Origin of the sequence: Luteimonas suaedae (assembly GCF_008312895.1) — a bacterium.
Taxonomy (GTDB): domain Bacteria; phylum Pseudomonadota; class Gammaproteobacteria; order Xanthomonadales; family Xanthomonadaceae; genus Luteimonas; species Luteimonas suaedae.
In genome coordinates this window covers 154,003-176,017 of the sequence record NZ_VSSP01000007.1, presented here as the reverse complement: position 1 = coordinate 176,017, position 22,015 = coordinate 154,003, and the positions used below count along the sequence as shown (strand labels likewise).

Sequence of the window (22,015 nt, the reverse complement as noted above, 5' to 3'; positions counted from 1 at the left end):
GCCCGAGGGCCGGGATCGCTGCGGACCACTTCCCGCTTTTCATTCGCGAAACCGGTCCCGGACAGGACATGTCCTCTCGCCCGGGCATTTCCCGAGGCATTCACCATGAGGGACAGGTCGAAGAGAGGTGCGGATGCAGATCAATGGCTTGCCCGGCGCGGCGGACAAGCGTGCTCCCACGGGGACCATCTTCCAGGCCGCCTGGACATCAGGGCGCCAGACGACGCCTGCATGCACACCTGATCGAATGAAATGAGCAGCAAGCACTACATCCTGCACGTTGTCATGGTGCTCCTTGCCGTCACGCTCGGTACCGAGGTGCTTGCGCAGGACGCCGGTCCCGATCCTGCCGAGGAGGACACCAGCTTCTCCTTCTTCCCGTCCGAAAGCACCCGCGGCATCGAAGCCGTTCTCGATCAACTCGCCGAACCCGATGACGCCAGCCTCCAGTCCCTGGAGGAGCTCCTCTCGCCGGCGAACACCAACAGCCCCCGCGACACGATTATCAGCTTCCTCAAGCGGACCCAGCGCTACTACGACCTCCTGCGACAGGACACGTACACGGCGGAGGACGACGCGGAACTGCAGCATCTGTACGACGAGATGCAATGGTTCTTCGATCTCAGGAACGTCGCGCCGTCGCTGCGGCAGGATGTCGCGGTGAATTCCGCGGTCTATCTGCGAGAGGTCATCGACCGGGTCGGCCTGCCCCCGGTCGAAAGCATCCCGGACCGGAAACAGATGCTCGCCGCCATCGATGAGGGCTACCCGCCCGCCTGGAAGATCGGCAGCAGTCCGCTCGTCATCGCGCGCATCGACGATGGACCCAACCAGGGGAAATACCTGTTCAGCGAGGAGACGCTGGAGACGGCCGAGGATCTCTTCTGGCAACTCAAGTCGTTTCCGTACCGCAGCACCGCCGCGCAAGGTTTCTACGAGGCGTCCTTTCTGACGCCGCGCCCGACCCTCCAGGCATGGTCGGACGGACTGCCCGCCTGGATGCACAAGGGAATCCTGGGACAGACCATCTGGCAATGGATCGCAATGGTCCTGCTCTTTGCCGTTGCGTTCCTCTCGATCTGGTTCCTGTCGTCCATCCTCAAGCGGGCGACGCGGGACGCCGCGCCCCTTGCGCGCGATTCGACGCTGCTGCTCGTGCCGCTATTGACGATGTTCGCCAGCTATCTGCTCTATGACCTAATCGGCGACAAGATCTTCATCACCGGACCGGTGTTCCAGGCTGCCGTCTACATCATCTACGGCATGGGCCTGTTCGCGGGCATCGTCTTCCTGTTCTCGCTCGGAACCGTGTTGATCGAGCTGGCGGCCGCGACCGAGCGCGCGAAACGGCGCCCGGCCGACATCCATCTGGCGATCCTCGGCATTCGCGTCGTGAGCATCATCGCGATCGTCGCCGCTCTGCTGAAAGGAATGCACCTTCTGGGCTTCTCGCTGGCCACCATTCTCGCCGGTGCCGGCGTCACGGGCCTCGCGGTCGCGCTGGCTTCGCAGAACACGCTGCGCAACGTCTTCGGCAGTCTCATGCTGCTCCTGGACAAGCCTTTCGAGGTTGGCCAGCGGGTCAAGCTCCAGGGCTATGACGGCGTTGTCGAAGATGTCGGCATGCGCTCCACCCGGCTGCGGCTGCTTTCGGGGCATCTGGTCAGCATTCCCAACGAGAAGGTTGCCGGCATGGATGTCGAGAACGTCGACATGCGCCCATCCATCCGGCGCACGATCGACCTTCCCCTGGCCTACGACACGCCGCAGGAGAAGATTCAACGCGCCGTGGAGATCCTGCGTGAAATCCTGTCCGTGCCCGATGCCGGCGCCGCGGAATCGGACGGCGCGCCGCAGGCGGATTTGCATGGTGGGCAGGCGCCGGGAACGCGGCATCCGAACGAGGCCATCAATCATCCGGACCGGCCGCCGCCGCACGTCGTCTTCAACGAGATCAACTCCGATTCCCTCAACATCACGGCCACGTATTGGTACGGCCCGCCAGACCATCGGGCCTATCTGGAGCATTGCCAGATGATCAATCACGAAATCATCCGTCGCTTTCGCGAGCAAGGTCTATAGGGTTCCTTGGACGAAGTCCGAACGCAGCGCCGCTTCAGGAGATCGAATGAAGATGAGAGGGTGGAGTCGAGCCATGGACCTGCGTCCCGTGCTGATCGGGACGTGTGCTTTGCTGATGTCCTGCGGCAAGGGGGAGGTGGCCATCGTGGAGGAAGATGCAGCCGTCCTCGAGATGGGCGCTGCGTCGATGTTCGACAAGGCTTCCACGCCTGTCGGTCTGCCGAAAGCCTGCCGGGACTACGTCGAGCGCGTGGACGCATGCCTCGCCCGGATCGAGGGCCATCCATCGGCATCATTGCTGGAGGACTCGCTCGATCGGGCCAGGTCGCAGTGGACGGAAGCGCCCGACGTGCACGCCCTCGTTTCTTCCTGCAGGGCCGAGAACGCGGGATTTACCAAAAAGGCGGCCGCAATGGCTTGCGAGTGATGGCCGACGCTTGGCCGGCACCTCGCGTACTGGTTCGACCGAATCGCTACCGGCTGGCTTCGGATGTCAGGGGAGCCGTCTCGCCGCAGCCTTCCCACAGGGCGGCAGGCGTGTCTTGGATGCCGGCAAGATGGCACTGCAGGAAAGCGCGCGCCTTGCGCCAGTCGCGGCGCACCGTGCGGCTCGTCACCCCCAGAAGCTCGGCGATCTCGGTCTCCTCAAGGCCGCCGTAGTAACGCAGCTCGACCACCCGTGTCAGGCGGGGGCTGATTTCCGCAAGCGACTCGAGCGCCTTGTCGAGTGCAAGCACCTCCTCCAGCCGGTCATCCTCGGCGGCCGGTTCCCGGATCGAAGACAACCTTTCCGCAACCTGGCGGCCGCCCCGCTTGCTGGCCAGGGCCCGGCGCACCTCGTCGACCAGAACGAAACGCATCGCGCGGGCGATCAGGGAGACCAGGTGCGGGCGACTGCTGGCCGAGATCTGCGAGCGCACCAGCTTCAACCAGGTCTCGCTGATGAGCGATGTCGGCGACAACCCCGGGTTCATCTGCTGCCGGATCTGGGAACGGGCGATCCGGTGCAGGTCCTGATAGATCAGGCCGTAGATCCGGTTCCAGGCGTCGCCCCCGGTCTGTTCGGCTTCAACCAGGAGCTGTGTGACCGACTCGGCCATATCATCGCCGAGCGCAGGTGCCGTCAGATCCCCCGATGAAGACGGAAGCAGATTTTGACGGTACTCCATGTCCCCTCAAGCCCTGTTTTCACGAATCGATTGGATGACCGAAATCGTTCGGACAACCGCGGCAGCGCTTTGGTCCGAGCATAAGTCGGGCGCAAGTTCATATGACGTGAAGGCACAAGCCGTGATTGCAATCGGGCGTATCCAGCGGGCACACGGTATCCGGGTAATAGAACTCGATCACAATTTGAGGGGATTGCAATGAAACATTCAAACGACCTCCGCATCCGGACCGTGCTCGCCCTGGCCCTTCCGGCGATGGCCGTCGCCACCGATGCCGCTGCCGTGGAGGCGGTCGACAGGTTCTACATTTCGGCGGGCGCCTACAAGGCCAACAACGACGTCACGCTGCGCCGGGATTCCGCAACGGGAACGCGCCAAGGCACGCACGTCGACCTCCAGCGCGACTTCGGCCTGGACATGGACAAAACGGAATCCTATCTCGAGATCGGCGGCACGATCGGTCGGCGGCACCGACTCAAGGCGTTCCGCTACGGCCACGACGCCAGTGCCACGCGGGTCCTCGAACGGGACCTCGTCATCGGCGACGATATCTACCGCGAGACCGCCGCCGCCACGGGTGATATCGACATCAACCTGCTTGGCGCATCCTATTCCTGGCTGCTCCATCATGGCGAGCGAAGCGCCTTCGGCATCGGCCTGGGCGCAATCCGCTACAAGGTCTCGGCGAACCTGGCTGCCGCGCTTGATGACGACAGCGAGTTCGAGGCCGTTGCCAGTTCGATCTCGGAGTCCCACTGGGCACCGCTGTTGCACCTGGAGTACACCCGTTCGATTGCAGACCATTGGCGCGTCGGTATCGACGCGTCCTACGTGCGCAAATCGGGCGGCAAGGTTTCCGGCGATGCCGTCGACCTTGGCGTGAAGGCCGAGTTCTTCCCATGGGAACACTTCGGCTTTGCGCTGCGTTACAACTACAACGACATCGACCTGGAGTTCGAGCATAGCGCGCATCGCGACGAGATCAACATCAAGAACCGCGGGCCGCAATTGGTCGCGACGTATCGGTTCTGAGATCGCCTCGATGTCGCCGGAATCTGCCTCGTCATCCTCGGCATCGGCCCCGGGCCGGGCACGGCGCAGGCTTGCAGGGGCGATCGTGCCGCTGGCCCTGCTTGTGGTCGCGTTCGCCGGGGATGCGGTGGCGCAAGGGGGCGAATCGGGCGCCATGGAACGGCCCCGCACCTGCCTGGTGCTGGGCGGCGGCGGCGCTCGCGGCGCCGCCCACATCGGGTTGCTGAAGGTGCTCGAGCGCGAGCGTGTGCCGGTCGACTGCATCGTCGGCACTTCGATGGGCGCGATCGTCGGCGGCATGTACGCGGCCGGCTACGGCGCCGACGAAATCGAAACCATCCTGCAGCACGTCGACTGGGCATCGGTGCTGCACGACCGCACCCCGCGTGCGCAGCGCACGATGCGCCGCAAACGCGACGACCTGCGCCGCCTGGGTGGGATGCAGCTGGGCCTGCGCAACGGCAAGATCGCGTTTCCGCGCGGCATGATCCAGGGCCAGCGGCTGGAACTGCTGTTGCGCCGGCTGCTGCTGCCGACCTGGCGGATCGAGCACTTCGACGACCTGCCCATTCCCTTCCGCGCCATCGCCGCCGACATCGTCACCGGCGAGAAGGTCGTGTTCGACCGTGGCGACCTGCCCATGGCGATCCGCGCCAGCATGTCGGTGCCGGCTGCGTTCGCGCCCGTCCGCGTCGACGGACGCCTGCTGGTCGACGGCGGCATCGTCGACAACGTGCCGATCGACGAAGCGCGCAAGCTTGGCGCAGAGCGCCTGATCGTGTCGCGGGTCGGCTCGCCGCTGCTCGACGAGGCGCGTCTGAACACGCCGCTCGATGTCAGCCAGCAAGCGTTGCGGGTACTGATGAAGCACCTCGTCGAGGCCCAGGTCGCCAGTCTGGACGACGACGACCTGCTGCTGACGCCGCCGCTCGGCTACTTCGGCGCCCAGGAATTCAACCGCGCTTCGACGGCGATCGGCATCGGCTTCGAGGCGGCGGACAAGCGGACCCTGGACATCCGCCGCTTCAGCGCCTCGCCGGCCGAATACGCGCGGTTCGAACAGCACCACCGGCTGCCCGAATCCGATGCCCCGCTGATCGCCTTCATCGACGTGCTGCGTGACTCGACACGCACCGGAACGTACATCGCACGTACGACCCAATCCCATCTCGGGCATCCGCTAGACCTGGACGCGCTGGATGCAGACCTCGGCGCGGCCTACGGCGAGGACCGCTACGAACAGCTGCAATGGCAGCTGCAGACCCGTGACGGCCGGACCGGCCTGGTCATCGAGCCGCAGGACAAACGCTGGGGGCCGGGCTTCCTTCATTCGACCCTTGGCCTGTCCAGCGATTTCGATGGCAACAGCGCCTACCAGCTCGATACCGAGCTGACCCTGACCGGCCTGTCGGCCATGGGCGCCGAAGCGCGCCTGGGCCTCGGCATCGGCCGGATCGATCGCCTCGGCGGGGAATTGCATCAGCCCGTCGGCAGCGGCCATCAGGCCCTGCGGTGGCACGCCGGTTACCGTGCCTTCGACCTCCCCGTGGATGCCACCGCCCATCGCAGCACGGCCGAGTATCGCTACAGCGCCTGGAGCGGCGGGCTGACCTGGTCGTACGCCCTTCGCAACCGCTGGGAGCTGTCGGCCGGCCTGGCACGCGGACGCGAGCGGGCCCGCCTGCTGATCGGGGATGACGGCGAATACACCCGCGCCGACCTGGGCAGCTTCGCGCTCGGCGTCGCCTACGACACGCTCGACAGCGCGGCCTTCCCGCGCAGCGGCCAACGGCTCGACGCCAGCCACCGGCTGTACCGGGAATCGCTCGGCTCCGATCTGCATGCCGGTGTCACCCGGCTGGTCTGGGATGCGGTCTGGTCTTGGGGCGCGCACAGCGTGCTGGCCGGCATCCAGGGCTCGTCGGCGCACATCGACAAAGGGCTGGCATTGGATGCGTACGGCTTCCTCGGCGGACTCGGCCGGCTGTCCGGTTACCAGGACGACGCGATCTTCGCCAAGCACACCGGGCTTGCACGACTGGTCTACTACCGGCACCTCGGCCACGCGGATTCACTGCTGTCGATGCCGGTCTACCTGGGCGGAAGCCTGGAGGCGGGCGGCCACTCCGACGAATCGGGCTTCCTCGGATCGAAGGACCTGATCGGTGCGGGCAGCCTGTTCCTGGGGATCGATACCCGGATCGGGCCGATCTTCCTTGGATACGGTCGCGCCGAGCACGGCATCGATTCGCTTTACCTCAAGGTGGGGTCCATGCTGTCGACAAGCCGCCATCCGTGAGCCCGGACATCGCCTTCCTTATCAGGAGCAAACCATGAACATGAAGCCCACCGTATTGGTCGTCGCCGCCACCCTGGCGTGGCTCGGATTGCCGGCACCCGCGGCCGCGGAGACGACCGTGGAGTGCACGTCGCACAACTATCAGTACAACGAGTGCTATGCCCCATTGGGAGCGCCGCAGCTGGTCTATCAAAGCTCGCATGCGGCCTGCATCGTCAACCGGACCTGGGGCTTCAATCCCGCCACCAACCGGATCTGGGTCTCGGACGGCTGTTCCGGCGTCTTTGCCGACCCCGGCGGCTATCACCATGGCCAGGCCGGCACGCATGACGATGGCGCGCGCAGCTACGGCCATCGCGGCCACGATACCGGTGCGGTGGTGGCGGGCGCGGTGCTGGGCGCGCTGATCCTGGGCGCGGCCGAATCGGACCACAAGCACCACAGCACCAGCAACGCACACCACCATACCGGCAACTCGGGCTCCGGCTATACAGGCTGCCATGGTGTCGGCTGCCTGGTGGACGACCCGGATGGTCCGCCGGAACCGGGACAGACCACGTTCGAAGGCGGAGATTGACCGCGACATCCGACCCCACGACGGGATGCCTGCCGCAAGGACGTCAATGCCTCGTGTCCCGACCCAGCCACCAGGAGCGCGCCATGGACATGAAACTCCCCGTATTGACCATCATTGCCAGCCTTGCTTGGATCGGACTGCCGGCGCCCGCCGCAGCAGAGACGACGGTCGAATGCCTGTCCCACAACTATCAGTACAACGAGTGCTACGCTCCGCTGGAGGCGCCGCAGCTGGTCTACCAGAGCTCGCAGGCGGCCTGCATCATCAATCGCTCCTGGGGCTTCAACCCCGCCACGCGCCGGATCTGGGTGTCGCAGGGCTGCTCCGGCGTGTTCGCCGATGCCGGCGGCTACCACCACGGCCAGGCCGGGACCTACGACAACGGCGCGCGGACCTACGGTCCACGCGGCCACGACGCCGGCGCAGTGGTGGCGGGCGCGGTCCTGGGCGCGCTGATCGAAGGTGCGGCGGAGTCCGGTGACCGGCGTCACAGCACCACCAACAGCTACCATTACACCCGCAACTCCGGCTCCGGCTACACCGGCTGCCACGGCGTCGGTTGCCTGGTGGACGATCCGGACCAGCAGGTCGTCGATGATCGTCCGCAGTACGACCGCGAAGGCAATCCGAACTTCGACACCCATGGCAACTACCAGGGCTGCCATGGCATTGGCTGCGAGGTGGATGACCCCGGCTCGGACGACGATGCATCGGACAACGACGACTCGGACGACCCGCCAGAGCCGGGCCAGACGGAGTTCTCGAGCGACGAAGACGATGGGGACGATTGATCCGTCGTGTCCGGACCACCGGGTGCGCGATCCGCAGCATCTGCGACAAGGAGACCGAAATGCAGATCAGACAGGCAACCGCGCTGGCAGTGCTCCTGTTGCTGTCGGCCTGCGGCGACCCCGTTGATGACGCCCTGGACACCTCGCCATCTTCGGCAGGCACACCGAACGCAGCCGCCAGCGACAACGACACCGCGCAAGTTGCCCCGGCCCGGCCCGCAAGCACGACGCAGAACGCGAGCGATGACGACGACTGCTACAGCAAGGCCCAGAGCCAGGCCGAGCTGACAGCGTGTTCCGAGCATGACCTGAAGCCGGTCGATGACGAGCTGAACAAGCTGTACCGGGAAATGGAAGCGCGCCTGGAGGACGATGACGATACGAAGAAGCTGCTCATCGATGCGCAAAGGAAGTGGATGGCGTTCCGCGATGCGGAATGCAACCTGTCCGCGGCCCGATCGTCCGGCGGTAGCGCCTATCCCATGAACTTCAACAACTGCGCGACAGATCTGACGCAGAGGCGCGTCAATGACTTCCAAGGCTATCTGAACTGCGGCAAGGAAGAGGATAGCGATGACGGATGCGTAATTCCTGGTGCGAACTGAAATCGCACGGATCACAACACGAGGATGCTCTGGATGAACAGCGTAAATTCGATGGCCATCGTTGGCATGTTGCTGCTGCTGTCCGCATGCGGCGGTTCGGCCGATACCGCGTCGGAAGCATCGGCGCCGGTGGCCGATGCACCGGACGCTGCCGCGCCCTCGACCGGGGCCGTGGCGGATCCATTCGCCGCTGCCGCCGCGGGCGATGCGCCGCTTTGCACCGGCGCCGACATGGAACTCGCTGACGCACATCACAAGCAATACCCCAAGCTCGTTGTCGATGCGATGAACGCCGAGGTGAAGCCCACGGAGGTGGAAGTGGTCCGCTTCATGGGGATCGGCACGTGGAGCGCCGTGTTTGCAGCCACGCCGATCGCGGACCCTGGTTGGTTCGTGTTCGAGTCCGCCGATGGCCGGCTGCAGTTCAAGGGCGTCTGGGCAGGGATGGCTGAGGAAGACGACAGGCAGGGATTGATCGAATGGGCGGCGGGACTCGGTGCCCCGGCTGATTTCGCGGCGTGCTTTGCCGAGACGGTCATCAGCTGACGCAAGTGTTGCGCACGCATCTGTCATAGCGACCTGGAACGCGGGGAGGTCTGGATGAACACCGGAAACTCGATCATCTTCATTGGCGTGTTGCTGCTGTCCGCATGCGGCGGATCTTCCGACGCCGCGCCGGAAGCGTCGGCACCGGCGGCCGAAACGCAAGCCGCCGCCGCCGCCGACGGCACCGATGGTGCAGGCAATGACGGGGCGGTGGACGCACCTGCGGCGCCTGGCGAAGACGACGCCTCGGTCGCAGCGGACATCGAATCGATACTCGGCGGCAATGTGGATGACTACAGAGCGGCCTTCCTGGCCTTGCAGAAGGCCGTGGCTGCAGGCGACAAGGATGCCGTGTCGCAGATGGTGCTGTATCCGCTGGAAGGCGCCGTCGACGGAAAACGGACCATCAGGGACGCCGATCAGTTCGTGCAGGAATACGACAGGATCATCACCCCGGCTGTCTCCAATGCGATTGCCCGGCAGAAGTTCGCCGACCTGATGGTCAACAAGAACGGCCTCATGTTTGGCAATGGCCAGGTCTGGCTGACCGGCATCTGCGAGGACGACGCCTGCGAAAAGCAATCGATCATGGTCACCGCGCTCCAGGACACGAGCGATCTCGACGGCTAGACAGGCGGCCCGGAAACTCCGGGGAAGGCCAGCGGATGAAGCGCGCGGGGGGAACGACGATGACTGGCGGCAACGAGTTGCTGCTGCACGACAGTCTGCAAGGCGGGGGAGGACCACGACATGAAAATCAAAGCCACGTTGGTCTTGCTGGGGGCAATACTCTGGTTATCGGCATGCGGTGGTCGCCCGGGCACGGACCCGGACGCCTTGGTGCAGACGGGCGGACAGGACGCGGAAATCCGCAAGACGCCGGCCGGCGCAGAGCCCGCGGACGCGGTGGAACCGGCGGAGGAGGGCCGCGACGTCGTCGCCCAGATCGAGACGTTGTTCGGCAGTGCGGAGGAATACAGGTCGGCCTTCACCGCGCTGCAGACAGCTGTGGCCGCGGGTGACAAGGCCGCCGTATCCCGGCTGGTCGACTTCCCGCTGAGTATTTCGGTAGACGGCCGGAGGGTCGTCATGAACGCCGATCAGTTCGTACAGGAATACGACCGGATCATCACCCCTGCCATTGCCTCGACGATCACCACGCAGAAGTTCTCGGACGTCTTGGTCAACACCCAGGGCGTGATGTTCGGCGACGGCGAAGTCTGGCTCAGCGGCAGGTGCGAGGACGAGGCGTGCCAGACGCCGCGGGTCTCGATATCCCGGATCCAGGAAGCGGCCAAGGACGCCGTCGAGTTTCCGCTGACCGTGGACATCGAGCTTTCCGACGCCGCCGCCAGGCGGTTGCACAAGGACACCGAGACCATCGTGGTCTATGTTTCCTACTTCGGGTTTGCGACGCCTGCCGCCAGGGACATGGCGGACGACCTGGGCATGGTGGACCTGGGCTCCGCGTCACCCGAGCTTGCGCCCGGGAGCCATCAGGCCGTCTTTGACGGAAGCCAGTTCAAGCGCGACCGCGTGCGGCTCATTTCCGGTGGCCCGCGGGTCAACATCAACGTTCTTTCCGGCCGCCGTTCTTCCGAGGACAACATCCTCGACTGCGACTTGTACGAAGACAGTCTGGCCATTGCCACCCGTTCTCCGATCCGCCTCGGCTGCAAGCTGCTGCCGGACGAATGAAGACTGGCTTGAAACGTCCGTCCGGGCGCCATCCGGCTTTTGGGAACTGGTCCATCGCAGTGCACGGACATCATCGGCAACATGGGCGGCACGGCAAGCACAGCGCCGACCCATGCAGGAATACGGACCCGGCACCGCCTTCCGGTCATCCTATCGTTCTGCCATAGAAGGCACCATGACCAGCCCCGAGATTCGCGCCCTCCTGCTTTTCGATCGCTACGTCGGCATGCCGGAGAAAGAGCGCCGCCTGCGCCTGGCCGAGCTCGAGCACGCCGATCCGCAACTGCACGGCGCGCTCGCCGCGCTCCTGCGGGCCGATGCCAGTATCGACACGCGGCTGGACCGTTGGTCGTTGGATGCACTCGCCCCGCTGCTCTCGGACCACGAGGCCCCCCCGGCTCCCGACAAGCGCATCGGTCAGGAGGTCGGGAACTGGCGGATCGTGGATACCATCGCCAGCGGCGGCATGGGCACCGTCTACCAGGTGGAGCGCATCGACGGCCAGTACCAGCAGGTCGCCGCCCTGAAGTACGTCCGTGCGGATATTTCATCGCCCAGGCTGGTCAGCGCGTTGCTCAACGAACGCGACGTGCTGGCCCAGCTCAATCATCCCGACATCGTGCCGCTGCTGGACGGCGGCATCGACGATGAAGGCTATCCCTGGTTCGTGATGCAGTGGGTCGATGGCGAACCGATCACCGCGTGGTGCGATCATCATCGACTGGCGATCCGGAAGCGGGTCGAGCTGTTCATCGATGCCTGCGATGCCATTGCCTATGCGCATGCACGCGGCACGCTGCACCAGGATGTGAAGCCTTCGAACATGCTGGTGACACCGGAGGGTCGGCCGCGCCTGCTTGATTTCGGGCTGTCGAGCTCGCTGGTCGATGCCAGCGTCGGGGACTACAAGTCGCTGGCAATGACGGCGGGCTACACGCCTCCGGAGCTGAAGAAGGGAGAAAGCCCGGGATTCACGACCGACATCTATGCCCTCGGCGTCGTCCTGTGCCAGCTGCTCTGTGCCCGCCTGCCGGCCAAGCCTGCCGCGATCCGGCATGTCCCCATGCCTCCCAGTCGGTTGGCCGAAGGCATCACCGACAACGAGGTCACCGCCCGCGGCGCCCGCGGACAGCACGAGCTGTCCAGCCAGCTGAAAGGTGAACTGGACACGATCGTCCTGCGCTGCGTAGCGACCGATCCGGAAGCCCGCTATCCGGACGTCGAGTCGTTGCAGGCCGATCTGCGCGCCTGGCTGGCCACGCGGCCCGTCGCCACCCACGGGCGGGGGGTGCGCTATCGCTTCGGCTGCTTCGTCCGACGCAACCGCGACCTCTCGATCCTGGTCGCGGCCGCCGTCATCGTTGCGGCGGTCGCGGCGGCGTTTTGGGGCTGGCAGAGCCAGCGCGCACGGAGCGAATCGGTGGTGACCCACCGGGTGAACCAGTTGCTGGAAAACACCCTCGGCATGGCGACGCTTTCCGGATTGGGCGACATGTCGATGCAGGCGACCGAGCTGCTGGACCATGCCGAACGCACCCTGCGGGAGCAGGCGCGGGAAGGAGAGGCCGGAAGCCCGCAGGTGCTGGCGCGCGGCCTGTCCCTGTTGGCCCGGAGCCGCGCCCTGACCGGCGACTATCCGCGTGCCGAGGCACTGGCGCGCGAGGCCCTGGAGCACAGCGGCCGGGACGCATTGCAGACCGCCTTCAACCTTGCGACGCTGGCCCGGATCCAGAACTTGCAGGCTCGGCATGCAGAGGCCGAGCGCACCACGCGGCAAGGGCTGGCCGCGCTGTCGCTGCGCCTGACCGACCCGCATCGGCTCGCCTGGGTACGCCTGCAGGACCAGCTCGCGATTGCGCAGTCCGGACAGGGGCGATCGAAACTCGCGTTCCAGGCCCTGGCGCGGGCCATGGCCGAAGCCCGCAAGCTGTCGCCCTCGATCGGCGACCCGGTCCTGGCGCAACTTTTGATCCAGCGCGGGACCTGGTATCGCTGGCGCATGCGGCTGGCCGAATCCGAGGCCGAGCTGCTGCAGGCGATCGAACTGGCCGGGCAGAGCGACCCGGTTACCGCCGACGATGCCCGCGAGTCGCTCATACGCACCGTGCGCGCTTCACGCAAACCGGGGCGCGAAGCGCGGGCGCTGGAAATGGCGGAGCAGCTGCTCGCCAGTCGTCAGCGCACGCTCGGCAGCCAGCACATCCAGACCGGCCAGGCATGGACCGAGCTGGCCTTCATGCAGGGCCTCAATTCCGACTACGACTCGGCACGGACATCGCTGCAACAGGCACGCGACCTGGTCGAGACGCCGCTCGGGAAAGACCACCCGGCCACGGCGCGGATCGACATCGGCCGCGCCTTCGTCGAGATCCATGCCGGACGGGTCGACGAAGCCATCGCCCTGACGGAAAAGGCGCGGGCGATCTACGAGGCACACAACGGGCCGGCCCACGAACTCACCCTGCATGCCCGCTCCCTGCTCGCCAACCTGTACTGGTCGCGTGCGTCGATGACCGGCGACGAGGCGATGCGAGAAAAAGCGATCGACACACTGGGCGACGCCATCGCGGATGCCGAACGGGCACACGGCACGGTGGACGCGACCAATCGTATCGCCTTTGCCGATCTGCTCAGGAGCGTTGGCGAGAACGAGAAGGCGCGTCGGCAACTGCTGCGGGCACGGGAGGACACAGTGTGGCAGTACGGTGCGGACAGCCAGGAAATGCTGGCGCTGCGGCTGTCCGAGGCTTCGCTCCTGGCCGGCGACGACGACACCGATCCCGAGACGATGGAGCCCGCCCTGGATCGGCTGATCGCCGATGCCGCCAGGTTCGACACCCTCTATGCCATCGCCATCTTGCATACCGCCTGGCTGGTGAAAGGGGGCTGGCTGCAGGACCAGCAGCGGTTCGACGAGGCAGCAGCGGCATTCCGGCATGCCCGTGAAGCCGCGGAGCACGTCGGCCACCAGGGCTGGGTGACCACGGCCGAGCGTCGGCTCGCGGCACTGGAGCAGACCGCCGCGGTCGACGGATCCGGGCCGCGACCGTGACGCGGCGCCAGCGGACCTCCGGACAGGTTCGAAAGCTCCCCTGGGGCTGGCGATGTCCTGTCACGCGGCCAATTTCCGATAACACCCATGACCCCGACCGGTGACCGTCTGCGGCAGCATCGGCGGCAGGAAATCGACTGCCGCTGCCGCAAGCGCGGATCCGCCCTCCCTACACGACATGAGGCGTGACACGATGAAATCCTCCGCTGTTGTCCTGGCGATCGCGCTGGTCCTGGCGATGAGCGCCTGCGCTTCGCCGCAAGCCGCCGCGACCGGCCCTTCCAGGGCAGTGGCACAGGACACCGAGTTCCTGAATTGGGTCGTCTCATTGGGCGACGCCGCCGAACGCGATCCCAAGTACCGGCGGATTCCGCTGGACACCCCTCCGCAGGTGAATGCCTTCACCGAACGCCTGCACCGTCTGTATCGGGGCCAGGACGGCGAAGCCGAGTTCAGGACCTGGGTCGATGCGGAATACCCGGGCCACCGCTACGAGCAGGACTTCATCATCCAGTACCTCGCCCTGCAGGGGCATGGCGGGCACTGAAACGGAGACCGATGCCATGCGCACGGGCAGGACGTCCGGAAGCCGCCCCATGCCGGAGCCGGCCCGTACGCATGGCCGAGCGTGGTGGATCGCGCTTCCGGCGCTGCTGTGGGCCGCCATGGCCGTGCCGAGCCTGCATGCCCAGCAGCGGGCCTATGCGCCGGAGGACCTGCGGACGCTTTCCGTGCCGGACCAGACCCGGGTCATTCGTCTGGAATACAGCGAACAGTCGGGGGGAGGTTCGATCCCCAGCGACCAGTTGCGCTTCTATCTGGATCAGGTCAACCGCTCCGACTGGACCTTCAGCCGCATCAAGCAGGACATCGCCCGCTCCCTCGGCGACGGCCATGGCGGCGAGGGCGGCCCCGAGCCGAGCATCGTCTGCGGAAGCGAGCGCGGCGGCTATGCCGAATGCCGCACGGGCTGGACCAACGCGGCCCTGTCGCAGAACCTGTCCTCGATCCGCTGCAGCGAAGGCGTGAACTGGGGCGTGCGTCCGGGTCTGGTCTGGGTCGACCAGGGCTGCCGCGCACGCTTCGTGGAAGCCATGGCCGCCAGCGAGACCGTCCGCTGCGAAAGCCCGCGTGGCCGCCGCCAGGAGTGCCGGACCGGCTTTCGCGGCCAGGCGCTGCTGACGCGCCAGCTTTCGTCCACGGCCTGCATCGAAGGCCGCACCTGGGGGCAATCGCCGGGCCGGGTCTGGGTCGATGCGGGCTGCCGTGGCGAGTTCACCCGGATCCCCGGCAGCGCTCCGCCGCACCGTCCCACCCCGCCGCCGGTCGACGGCTACACGGTGACCTGCTCGAGCACGGACGGGCGTCCCTACAGCTGTGCCTGGGACAGCCGCCGGGGCCGCCCCGTGCTGGTCGAGCAACTGTCGCAGAATCCGTGTGACGAAGGGTTGGGCTGGGGCTACGTCGGCGACCGGCTGTGGGTGAACCGGGGTTGTCACGCACGGTTCGGCGTGGCCGGCTCGGCACGGCCCGAGTACAGCGTCCAGTGCACCAGCAGCGCTGGCGCGATCAGCTGGTGTGAATGGGACGACCGCAACGGCCGGCCCCGGCTGGCCCAGGAGTTTTCTTCCGGTCTGTGCCGCGAGGGCCGGACATGGGACTATCTGCCACGCCGCGGTATCTGGGTCAGCAATGCCTGCAGTGCGCGATTCTCGAATCGGTAGACCGCCACCCGAACAATGGGAATCGATCCCATGAAACACGGGTTCCCGCGCGCGGCATGCCTTGCGATCCTGGCCGTGCTGCTCGTGGCTGCGGGCACGGGCGCGGCCAACGCGGCCAAGGCACAAAATGACGCTGCCGATGCGGCTGAGGCCACTGCAGCGCCCAGGGAGCTGACGGTCGGGGTGTACGTCAGTCCTCCATTCGTGATGAAGCGGGACGACCGCTACACCGGCATGGCGATCGACCTGTGGGATGAGCTGGCCGGGCGGCTCCGCCTGCAGGCCCGCTATGTGGAGATGGAGACGTACCGGGAACTGGTCGATGCCACGGCCCGCGGAGAGGTCGATGTCGCGGTGACCAACCTGACCATCACCCGGAGCCGGGTGGAACGCATCGATTTCACCCATCCCTGGTTCGATGCCGGTCTCAGGATCATGGTCGGCAATGAACGTCGCGTGGGTTTCCGGGGCCTGATCGCGGGACTGAACCAGTCGGGCCACCTGCGGGCGTATGCCTGGATCGCCCTGGTCATCGTCGCCGCCACGATCCTGGTGACCTTGTTCGACCGGCATTTCGACAAGGAATTTCCGCGCAGCTGGCGCGACGGCGTTGCCGAGAGCTTCTACACCGTCATGTCGATCACCACCTCGGGCAAGTCGCCGTCGCGCAAGAACCTGTTCGGCTGGATCGGCCGGATCTGGCAGGGTCTCTGGCTGATCTGCGGCATCGCGGTGCTGGCCTACGTCACCTCGTCGGTGACCAGCGTGATGACCACCCTGTCATTGACCAACCAGATCAACAGCGTCGCCGACCTGTCCGGGCGTCCGGTCGGGGTCAGGACCGGCAGCGTGGCCGAGGAATATGCGCGTCAAGCCGGGCTGGAAGCCCGCAGCTATGCGCACATCGAGGAAGCCGTCGACGCCCTGGTCGACGGCCGGATCGACGCCATCGTCGGCGACGCGCCCGTGCTCGAGTATTTCGCCCATGGCAATCCGGACCGGCCGGTCGCGGTGGTGGGCGCCATCTTCGAGCCGGACAAGTACGGATTCGGGTTGTCCCGCCACAGTGAATTGACGCGACCGCTCACCGTGGAGCTGGTCGGTGCGCATCGAAGCGGCCTGATCGAGGAGCTCAGGACCCGCTACTTCGGCGAATCGCCATGAGCAGGCCCCGTCTCCATCGACGCCCGGCGCTCAGATCGACAGATGCTCGATCGCGGCGACGCTGCCGAGGCGGTCGCTCAGGCGCCTGAGCAGGGCCAGGCGGTTGCGGCGCAAACCCGGGTCGTCGACGTTGACCATCACCGCGTCGAAGAACGCGTCCACCTGCGGCCGCAGCCGCGCCAGGTGCGCCAGCGCGTCGACGTAGTCGCCGTGGGCGAGCGCGTGGCCGGTCTCGGCATACACCGCCTCCACCGCCTCGGCCAGCGCCAGTTCGGCCGGCTCGCGAAGCAGATCGCGATCCACGCTGCCGGGAATCTCGCCGTCGGCCTTGCGCAGGATGTTGCGGATGCGCTTGTCGGCCGCGGCCAGCGCCGCGGCCTCGGGCAGCGCGGCGAAGGTGCCGACCGCGTCGATGCGGCGGTCGAAGTCGTACAGCGACGGCGGACGTTTCGCGGCGACCGCGGCGAAGTGCTGCGGCGGTACGCCCTTGTCGGCGTAGTAGCCGCGCAGGCGGTCGAGGATGAAGTCGTAGAGATCGAGAAGCGCGGTTTCCGTATTCCGGTCGGCATGCGGCTGCACCGGTTCCGGCAGGGATGCAAAGGCCTGTTCGGCCAGCCGTGACAGATCCAGGTCGAAGCCGCTCTCGATGATCGTTCGCGCCAGCCCCAGCGCGTTGCGCCGCAGCGCGAACGGATCCTTGTTGCCGGTCGGCTTCAGGCCCGCGGCAAAGCCGCCGGCCAGGGTGTCCAGGCGTTCGGCGATCGCCAGCACCTTGCCGACGCCGGACAGGGCGATGTCGTCGCCGGCGAAGCGCGGGCGGTAGGCTTCGTCGATGGCGTTGGCCAGTGTCAGGCGGTCCTCGCGCGGCAGGCCGTCGAGCGACGGGTCCTGGGAGGCGTAGTAGCGGCCGGCGATGCCCTGCAGCTCCGGGAACTCGTTCACCAGCCGCGACTGCAGGTCGGCCTTGGACAACTCCGCCGCGCGCCGGGCCAGCGCCGGGTCGACGTCGACCTGCGCCGCGATCGCTTCGGCCAGTACCGCCACGCGTTCGACCTTGTCGGCGACGCTGCCCAGCTTCTGCTGGTAGGTGACGGTGCGCAGTCCGGCGTTCATCGACGCCAGCCCCTGCTTCATGTCCGCGACGAAGAAGAACTTGGCGTCGGCGAAGCGCGGGCGGATCACCCGTTCGTAGCCCTTGCGCACCTCGGCCGGATCCTTCGATGCGATGTTGGCGATGCCGACGAAGTGCTCGCGCAGGCGCCCGTCTTCGCCGAGCACCGGGAAGAACTTCTGGTTCGTCTCCATGGTCGCGATCAGCGCTTCCTGCGGTACCGCCAGGAATTCGGTCTCGAAGGCGCAGCCCACCGCCTGCGGCCATTCGACCAGGCAATTGACCTGCTCGAGGTTGTCATCGTCGATGCGCGCCTCGCCGCCGGCCGCGGTCGCCGCCTGCATCACCTCCTGCACGATGCGTGCGCGGCGCTCGTCGGGGTCGGCCAGCACCTTCGCCGCGCGCAGGGCGTCGAGATAGTCGTCCGCGCGCGCGATCCACACCGTCTTGTCGTGCATGAAGCGGTGGCCGCGGCTCATGCGGTCGGCCTGCAGGCCGAAGACTTCGCCGTCGACCACGGCGTCGCCGAGCAGCAGCACCAGCCAGTGCACCGGCCGCGCGAACGCATGCGTGTGCGCGCCCCAGCGCATCGGCTTGGGAATCGGCATCGCCGCCAGCGCCTCGTGCAGGATCTCCGGCAGCAGCGCCGCGGTGCGCGCGCCGGGCTTCACCGCGCGGTGCACGAAGCGCTCGCCCTTGGCGTCGCTGGTGCGCTCGAGCGCCGTCCACTCGACGCCGGCCTTCGACGCGAAGCCCTGCAGCGCGCGGGTCGGCTGGCCGTCGGCGTCGAGCGCGATGTTGAGATAGGGACCGAGGACTTCCGAGTGTTGCTCAGGCTGCTCCATGGCGACCGCCGGCAGCTGCACCGCCAGCCGGCGCGGGGTGTACAGCGGCTTCGCCTCGCCGCGCTCGACCGTGATGCCGCGCTTCGACAGCCCGTCGAGCACGCCGTCGAACAGCGCCTGCGCCAGTCCGGGCAGCGCCTTGACCGGCAGTTCCTCGGTGCCGAGTTCGATGAGCAGGGGCGCGAGCCGGGTCATGCCTTGTCCTTCCGCGTTTGAGCGAAGCGTTCGAGCCGGACCGCGTTCTTGGACAGCAGCGCGATGCCCGCGATCGGTGGCAGCAGCAGGCCGAGGAAAAACCAAAGCCAGGCGCTGCGTCCGGTTTCCTGGGCCCAATACGCGCAGAACACGCCGAACAGGAATGCGACCAGCCCGTACGGTGCGAAATCGCCGCCAACCGCGCTCATGCCGCTTCGGCCTCGCGCTTCAGGCCCGGGAAGCCGAGCTTCTCGCGCTGTGCGTGGTAGCTCTCGGCCACCGCCTGCGACAGCTTGCGCACGCGCAGGATGAAGCGCTGGCGCTCGGTGACGCCGATCGCGCGGCGCGCGTCGAGCAGATTGAAGCAGTGCGAGGCCTTGCACACCTGCTCGTAGGCCGGCAACGGCAGGTCGAGGCCGACCAGCTTCAGCGCCTCGGCCTCGCAGGCGTCGAAGCGGTGCAGCAGTTCCGGCACGTCGGCGACCTCGAAGTTGTAGGTGCTCTGTTCGACCTCGTTCTGGTGGTACACGTCGCGATAGGTCACCGGGGTGCCGTCGGGGCCGTGGGTCCACACCAGGTCGAACACGTCGTCGACGTTCTGCAGGTACATGCACAGCCGCTCGAGGCCGTAGGTGATCTCGCCCAGCACCGGTCGGCACTCCAGGCCGCCGGCCTGCTGGAAGTAGGTGAACTGGGTGATCTCCATGCCGTTGAGCCAGACTTCCCAGCCCAGCCCCCAGGCGCCGAGCGTCGGCGACTCCCAGTTGTCCTCCACCAGGCGCAGGTCGTGCACCTGTGGGTCGACGCCGAGCGCCTCGAGCGAGCCGAAGTACTGCGCGACGATGTCGTCCGGGCTCGGCTTGAGCACCACCTGGTACTGGTAGTAGCGCTGCAGCCGGTTGGGATTGTCGCCGTAGCGGCCGTCGGTCGGGCGCCGGCAGGGTTGCACATAGGCGGCGTTCCACGGTTCCGGTCCCAGCGCGCGCAGGAACGTCGCCGGGTGGAAGGTGCCGGCGCCGACCTCCAGGTCCAGCGGCTGGATCAGCACGCAGCCGCGCTCGGCCCAGTAGGCATTGAGGCGCTGGATCAGCTGCTGAAAGGTCGGACCACTCATAGGCAGGCGTCGGGCTCGAAACGCGGGCGCGCTAGTATAGCGGCCACCCCCGCGCCGCCCGGCGCCCGCACCGGTCCGGCCATCTCCGCGACAGCGAGCACGCCTTGAACGACCTGCGCCATTCGCCTGCCGATCGCCCCGCCTCCCGGCTGCCGCCGGGGCGGCTGGCGCTGGAATCGATACTTGACGCACTGGTCGCCGACGGCCTGGTCGATGCGCAGCAGGCGGAGCGCGCGCGGGTTTCCGGCCGCCACGGGCGCGGCCTCGACGCGGTGCATCCGCTGGTGCTGCTGGCCAACCTCAAGCTGCCCTCGGCGCGCGTGGCGGGCACCGATCTCGGCCTGGAACAGCTGACGGAGTGGCTGGCGGAAGTCAGCGGTCACCCGTACCGGCGCATCGACCCGACCCGGCTCGACGTCGCCGGCGTCACCGAGCTGATCTCGCACGCCTACGCCCGCCGCCATCGCATCCTGCCGCTCGAGGTGACCGGCGAGCACGCGCTGATCGCCACCAGCGAGCCGCTGGCGCTGGACTGGCTGCCGGACCTGCAGCGGCTGCTGCGGCGCCGGATCGACGTGGTGGTCACCAGCCCGCTCGACCTGCATCGCTACACCATGGAGTTCTTCGGCGTCACCCGCTCGATCCGCGGCGCGCATGACGTGCGCGAGGGCGGCAGCGAGGCGCCGAGCTTCGAGCAGCTGGTCGAGCTGGGGCGTTCGGGCGACGTCAACGCCGACGACCACCACATCGTCCACATCGTCGACTGGCTGCTGCAGTACGCCTACCAGCAGCGCGCCTCCGACATCCACCTGGAGCCGCGCCGCGACGTCGGCCGGGTGCGCTTCCGCATCGACGGCCTGCTGCACAAGGTGTTCGAAATGCCGCCGCCGGTGATGAACGCGGCGATCAGCCGGATCAAGGTACTCGGGCGCATGGACCTGGGCGAGCGCCGGCGGCCGCAGGACGGCCGCATCAAGACCCGCTCGCCGGGCGGCAGCGAGGTCGAGATGCGCCTGTCGACCATGCCCACCGCCTTCGGTGAGAAGACGGTGATGCGCATCTTCGATCCGGACACCGCGTTCAAGCCGATCGAGCAGCTCGGCTTCGACGCCGCCGAGGCCGCGGCCTGGAACGACCTGGTGCAGCGTCCGCACGGCATCGTGCTGGTCACCGGCCCGACCGGATCGGGCAAGACCACTACGCTGTACTCGGCGCTCAAGCGCCTGGCCACCCCGGACCTCAACGTCTGCACCATCGAGGACCCGATCGAGATGGTGGCGCCGGAGTTCAACCAGACCCAGGTGCACGCGGCGATCGATCTCACCTTCGCCTCCGGCGTGCGCACCCTGCTGCGCCAGGACCCGGACATCATCATGATCGGCGAGATCCGCGACCTCGACACCGCGCAGATGGCGGTGCAGGCCTCGCTCACCGGGCACCTGGTGCTGTCGACCCTGCACACCAACGACGCGCCTTCCGCGGTAACCCGCCTGCTCGACCTCGGCCTGCCGCACTACCTGATCGCCTCGACCCTCAACGGCGTGCTGGCGCAGCGCCTGGTGCGCACGCTGTGCCCGCACTGCAAGCAGCCGCGCAGCGTGCCGGAGGAGGCCTGGCAGGCATTGCTCGGCACCGACGCGCGGCCGCCGGCCGGGGAGACGCAGGGCGCGGTCGGCTGCCTGGAATGCCGCAACACCGGCTATCTCGGCCGCGTCGGCCTGTACGAGCTGATGCCGGTCACGCCGGCGCTGCGCAAGCGGATCCGCCCGGACATGGAGCTGGCCGACTTCGCCGCCGCCGCGCAGGAGGGCGGGCTGCGCACCCTGCGCGCCGCCGGCGCCGCCAAGGTCGCGCAGGGCGTGACCACGGTGGAGGAAGTGCTCACGGTGCTGCCGCCGCGGGAGTGAGGCAGATGCAATCGGAACCGGAAATCCAGGTTCGGATTCTGGATTCGTTCGGAGATGGCGCGGTCTGCCGCCGTAGGTCGAGCCAGGGAAATGACAACGGCGGT

19 protein-coding genes are annotated in these 22,015 nt (G+C 67.1%); 15 read left to right on the top strand and 4 right to left on the bottom strand.

Going from position 1 to position 22,015, the window contains the following annotated elements:
* Nucleotides 1–252 precede the first annotated feature (252 nt).
* Entirely contained in the window at nt 253–2,082 is a 1,830-nt protein-coding gene (locus tag FXO19_RS12345) for a mechanosensitive ion channel family protein (protein ID WP_149195404.1), read from the top strand.
* A gap of 73 nt (nt 2,083–2,155) precedes the next feature.
* Nucleotides 2,156–2,509 carry a hypothetical protein gene (locus tag FXO19_RS12340; protein ID WP_149195403.1) on the top strand — a complete coding sequence of 118 codons (354 nt, stop codon included), beginning with the start codon at nt 2,156–2,158 and terminating at the stop codon, nt 2,507–2,509.
* Nucleotides 2,510–2,555: 46 nt separating this feature from the next.
* Here the strand turns inward: FXO19_RS12340 and FXO19_RS12335 are convergent, their stop codons facing one another.
* Nucleotides 2,556–3,251 (bottom strand): ECF-type sigma factor, encoded by a 696-nt coding sequence (locus tag FXO19_RS12335; protein ID WP_149195402.1) that lies wholly within the window; start codon nt 3,249–3,251, stop codon nt 2,556–2,558.
* Between the two features lie 198 nt (nt 3,252–3,449).
* Between FXO19_RS12335 and FXO19_RS12330 the strand changes: the two genes are divergently transcribed.
* From FXO19_RS12330 to FXO19_RS12275, 12 genes are all read left to right on the top strand, one after another.
* Nucleotides 3,450–4,283, top strand: coding sequence for a porin family protein (locus FXO19_RS12330; RefSeq protein ID WP_149195401.1), 834 nt, complete (start codon nt 3,450–3,452; stop codon nt 4,281–4,283).
* Nucleotides 4,284–4,437: 154 nt separating this feature from the next.
* A complete protein-coding gene (locus FXO19_RS12325) occupies nt 4,438–6,582 on the top strand; it encodes a patatin-like phospholipase family protein (RefSeq protein ID WP_187775764.1) in 2,145 nt (714 codons plus the stop codon).
* Between the two features lie 34 nt (nt 6,583–6,616).
* Nucleotides 6,617–7,159: a DUF3011 domain-containing protein gene (locus FXO19_RS12320; protein WP_149195399.1), complete on the top strand. Its 543-nt coding sequence runs from the start codon at nt 6,617–6,619 to the stop codon at nt 7,157–7,159.
* A gap of 83 nt (nt 7,160–7,242) precedes the next feature.
* Complete coding sequence (locus FXO19_RS12315) at nt 7,243–7,950, top strand: DUF3011 domain-containing protein (protein ID WP_149195398.1); 708 nt, start codon at nt 7,243–7,245, stop codon at nt 7,948–7,950.
* A gap of 59 nt (nt 7,951–8,009) precedes the next feature.
* Nucleotides 8,010–8,555: a lysozyme inhibitor LprI family protein gene (locus FXO19_RS12310; protein ID WP_149195397.1), complete on the top strand. Its 546-nt coding sequence runs from the start codon at nt 8,010–8,012 to the stop codon at nt 8,553–8,555.
* 33 nt (nt 8,556–8,588) lie between these two features.
* Complete coding sequence (locus FXO19_RS19280) at nt 8,589–9,101, top strand: hypothetical protein (RefSeq protein ID WP_187775763.1); 513 nt, start codon at nt 8,589–8,591, stop codon at nt 9,099–9,101.
* Between the two features lie 54 nt (nt 9,102–9,155).
* A complete protein-coding gene (locus FXO19_RS12295; protein ID WP_149195394.1) occupies nt 9,156–9,731 on the top strand; it encodes a hypothetical protein in 576 nt (191 codons plus the stop codon).
* Between the two features lie 120 nt (nt 9,732–9,851).
* The gene (locus FXO19_RS19600) at nt 9,852–10,799 is read left to right on the top strand and encodes a hypothetical protein (RefSeq protein ID WP_255516395.1); all 948 of its coding nucleotides are present in this window, start codon (nt 9,852–9,854) and stop codon (nt 10,797–10,799) included.
* Nucleotides 10,800–10,911: 112 nt separating this feature from the next.
* The gene (locus FXO19_RS12290) at nt 10,912–13,851 is read left to right on the top strand and encodes a protein kinase domain-containing protein (protein WP_317133787.1); all 2,940 of its coding nucleotides are present in this window, start codon (nt 10,912–10,914) and stop codon (nt 13,849–13,851) included.
* A gap of 193 nt (nt 13,852–14,044) precedes the next feature.
* Nucleotides 14,045–14,398 (top strand): hypothetical protein, encoded by a 354-nt coding sequence (locus FXO19_RS12285; protein ID WP_149195392.1) that lies wholly within the window; start codon nt 14,045–14,047, stop codon nt 14,396–14,398.
* A gap of 49 nt (nt 14,399–14,447) precedes the next feature.
* Nucleotides 14,448–15,575, top strand: a complete 1,128-nt coding sequence (locus tag FXO19_RS12280) for a DUF3011 domain-containing protein (protein WP_149195391.1) — start codon at nt 14,448–14,450, stop codon at nt 15,573–15,575.
* 30 nt (nt 15,576–15,605) lie between these two features.
* A complete protein-coding gene (locus FXO19_RS12275; RefSeq protein ID WP_149195390.1) occupies nt 15,606–16,739 on the top strand; it encodes a transporter substrate-binding domain-containing protein in 1,134 nt (377 codons plus the stop codon).
* 30 nt (nt 16,740–16,769) lie between these two features.
* Here FXO19_RS12275 and glyS read toward each other — a convergent pair whose 3' ends face one another.
* The 3 genes from glyS to glyQ are packed head-to-tail and all read right to left on the bottom strand — an operon-like array spanning nt 16,770 to nt 20,004.
* Nucleotides 16,770–18,890: a glycine--tRNA ligase subunit beta gene (gene glyS, locus FXO19_RS12270; protein WP_149195389.1), complete on the bottom strand. Its 2,121-nt coding sequence runs from the start codon at nt 18,888–18,890 to the stop codon at nt 16,770–16,772.
* Complete coding sequence (locus tag FXO19_RS12265) at nt 18,887–19,099, bottom strand: hypothetical protein (RefSeq protein WP_149195388.1); 213 nt, start codon at nt 19,097–19,099, stop codon at nt 18,887–18,889. The genes glyS and FXO19_RS12265 overlap by 4 nt, the downstream gene beginning before the upstream one ends.
* Nucleotides 19,096–20,004, bottom strand: a complete 909-nt coding sequence (gene glyQ / locus FXO19_RS12260) for a glycine--tRNA ligase subunit alpha (protein WP_149195387.1) — start codon at nt 20,002–20,004, stop codon at nt 19,096–19,098. Before glyQ ends, FXO19_RS12265 begins: the two co-directional genes overlap by 4 nt.
* A gap of 272 nt (nt 20,005–20,276) precedes the next feature.
* On the opposite strand from glyQ, the gene FXO19_RS12255 reads away from it, so the two are divergent.
* A complete protein-coding gene (locus FXO19_RS12255) occupies nt 20,277–21,911 on the top strand; it encodes a GspE/PulE family protein (RefSeq protein WP_484496923.1) in 1,635 nt (544 codons plus the stop codon).
* Nucleotides 21,912–22,015: the final 104 nt, after the last annotated feature.

Excerpts from the sequence above, each read along its gene's own strand:
- FXO19_RS12345 (WP_149195404.1), top strand. The coding sequence starts at position 253 with ATGAGCAGCAAGCACTACATCCTGCACGTTGTCATGGTGCTCCTTGCC.
- FXO19_RS12340 (WP_149195403.1), top strand. The coding sequence starts at position 2,156 with ATGGACCTGCGTCCCGTGCTGATCGGGACGTGTGCTTTGCTGATGTCC.
- FXO19_RS12335 (WP_149195402.1), bottom strand. The coding sequence starts at position 3,251 with ATGGAGTACCGTCAAAATCTGCTTCCGTCTTCATCGGGGGATCTGACG.
- FXO19_RS12330 (WP_149195401.1), top strand. The coding sequence starts at position 3,450 with ATGAAACATTCAAACGACCTCCGCATCCGGACCGTGCTCGCCCTGGCC.
- FXO19_RS12325 (WP_187775764.1), top strand. The coding sequence starts at position 4,438 with ATGGAACGGCCCCGCACCTGCCTGGTGCTGGGCGGCGGCGGCGCTCGC.
- FXO19_RS12320 (WP_149195399.1), top strand. The coding sequence starts at position 6,617 with ATGAACATGAAGCCCACCGTATTGGTCGTCGCCGCCACCCTGGCGTGG.
- FXO19_RS12315 (WP_149195398.1), top strand. The coding sequence starts at position 7,243 with ATGGACATGAAACTCCCCGTATTGACCATCATTGCCAGCCTTGCTTGG.
- FXO19_RS12310 (WP_149195397.1), top strand. The coding sequence starts at position 8,010 with ATGCAGATCAGACAGGCAACCGCGCTGGCAGTGCTCCTGTTGCTGTCG.
- FXO19_RS19280 (WP_187775763.1), top strand. The coding sequence starts at position 8,589 with ATGAACAGCGTAAATTCGATGGCCATCGTTGGCATGTTGCTGCTGCTG.
- FXO19_RS12295 (WP_149195394.1), top strand. The coding sequence starts at position 9,156 with ATGAACACCGGAAACTCGATCATCTTCATTGGCGTGTTGCTGCTGTCC.
- FXO19_RS19600 (WP_255516395.1), top strand. The coding sequence starts at position 9,852 with ATGAAAATCAAAGCCACGTTGGTCTTGCTGGGGGCAATACTCTGGTTA.
- FXO19_RS12290 (WP_317133787.1), top strand. The coding sequence starts at position 10,912 with ATGCAGGAATACGGACCCGGCACCGCCTTCCGGTCATCCTATCGTTCT.
- FXO19_RS12285 (WP_149195392.1), top strand. The coding sequence starts at position 14,045 with ATGAAATCCTCCGCTGTTGTCCTGGCGATCGCGCTGGTCCTGGCGATG.
- FXO19_RS12280 (WP_149195391.1), top strand. The coding sequence starts at position 14,448 with ATGCCGGAGCCGGCCCGTACGCATGGCCGAGCGTGGTGGATCGCGCTT.
- FXO19_RS12275 (WP_149195390.1), top strand. The coding sequence starts at position 15,606 with ATGAAACACGGGTTCCCGCGCGCGGCATGCCTTGCGATCCTGGCCGTG.
- glyS (WP_149195389.1), bottom strand. The coding sequence starts at position 18,890 with ATGACCCGGCTCGCGCCCCTGCTCATCGAACTCGGCACCGAGGAACTG.
- FXO19_RS12265 (WP_149195388.1), bottom strand. The coding sequence starts at position 19,099 with ATGAGCGCGGTTGGCGGCGATTTCGCACCGTACGGGCTGGTCGCATTC.
- glyQ (WP_149195387.1), bottom strand. The coding sequence starts at position 20,004 with ATGAGTGGTCCGACCTTTCAGCAGCTGATCCAGCGCCTCAATGCCTAC.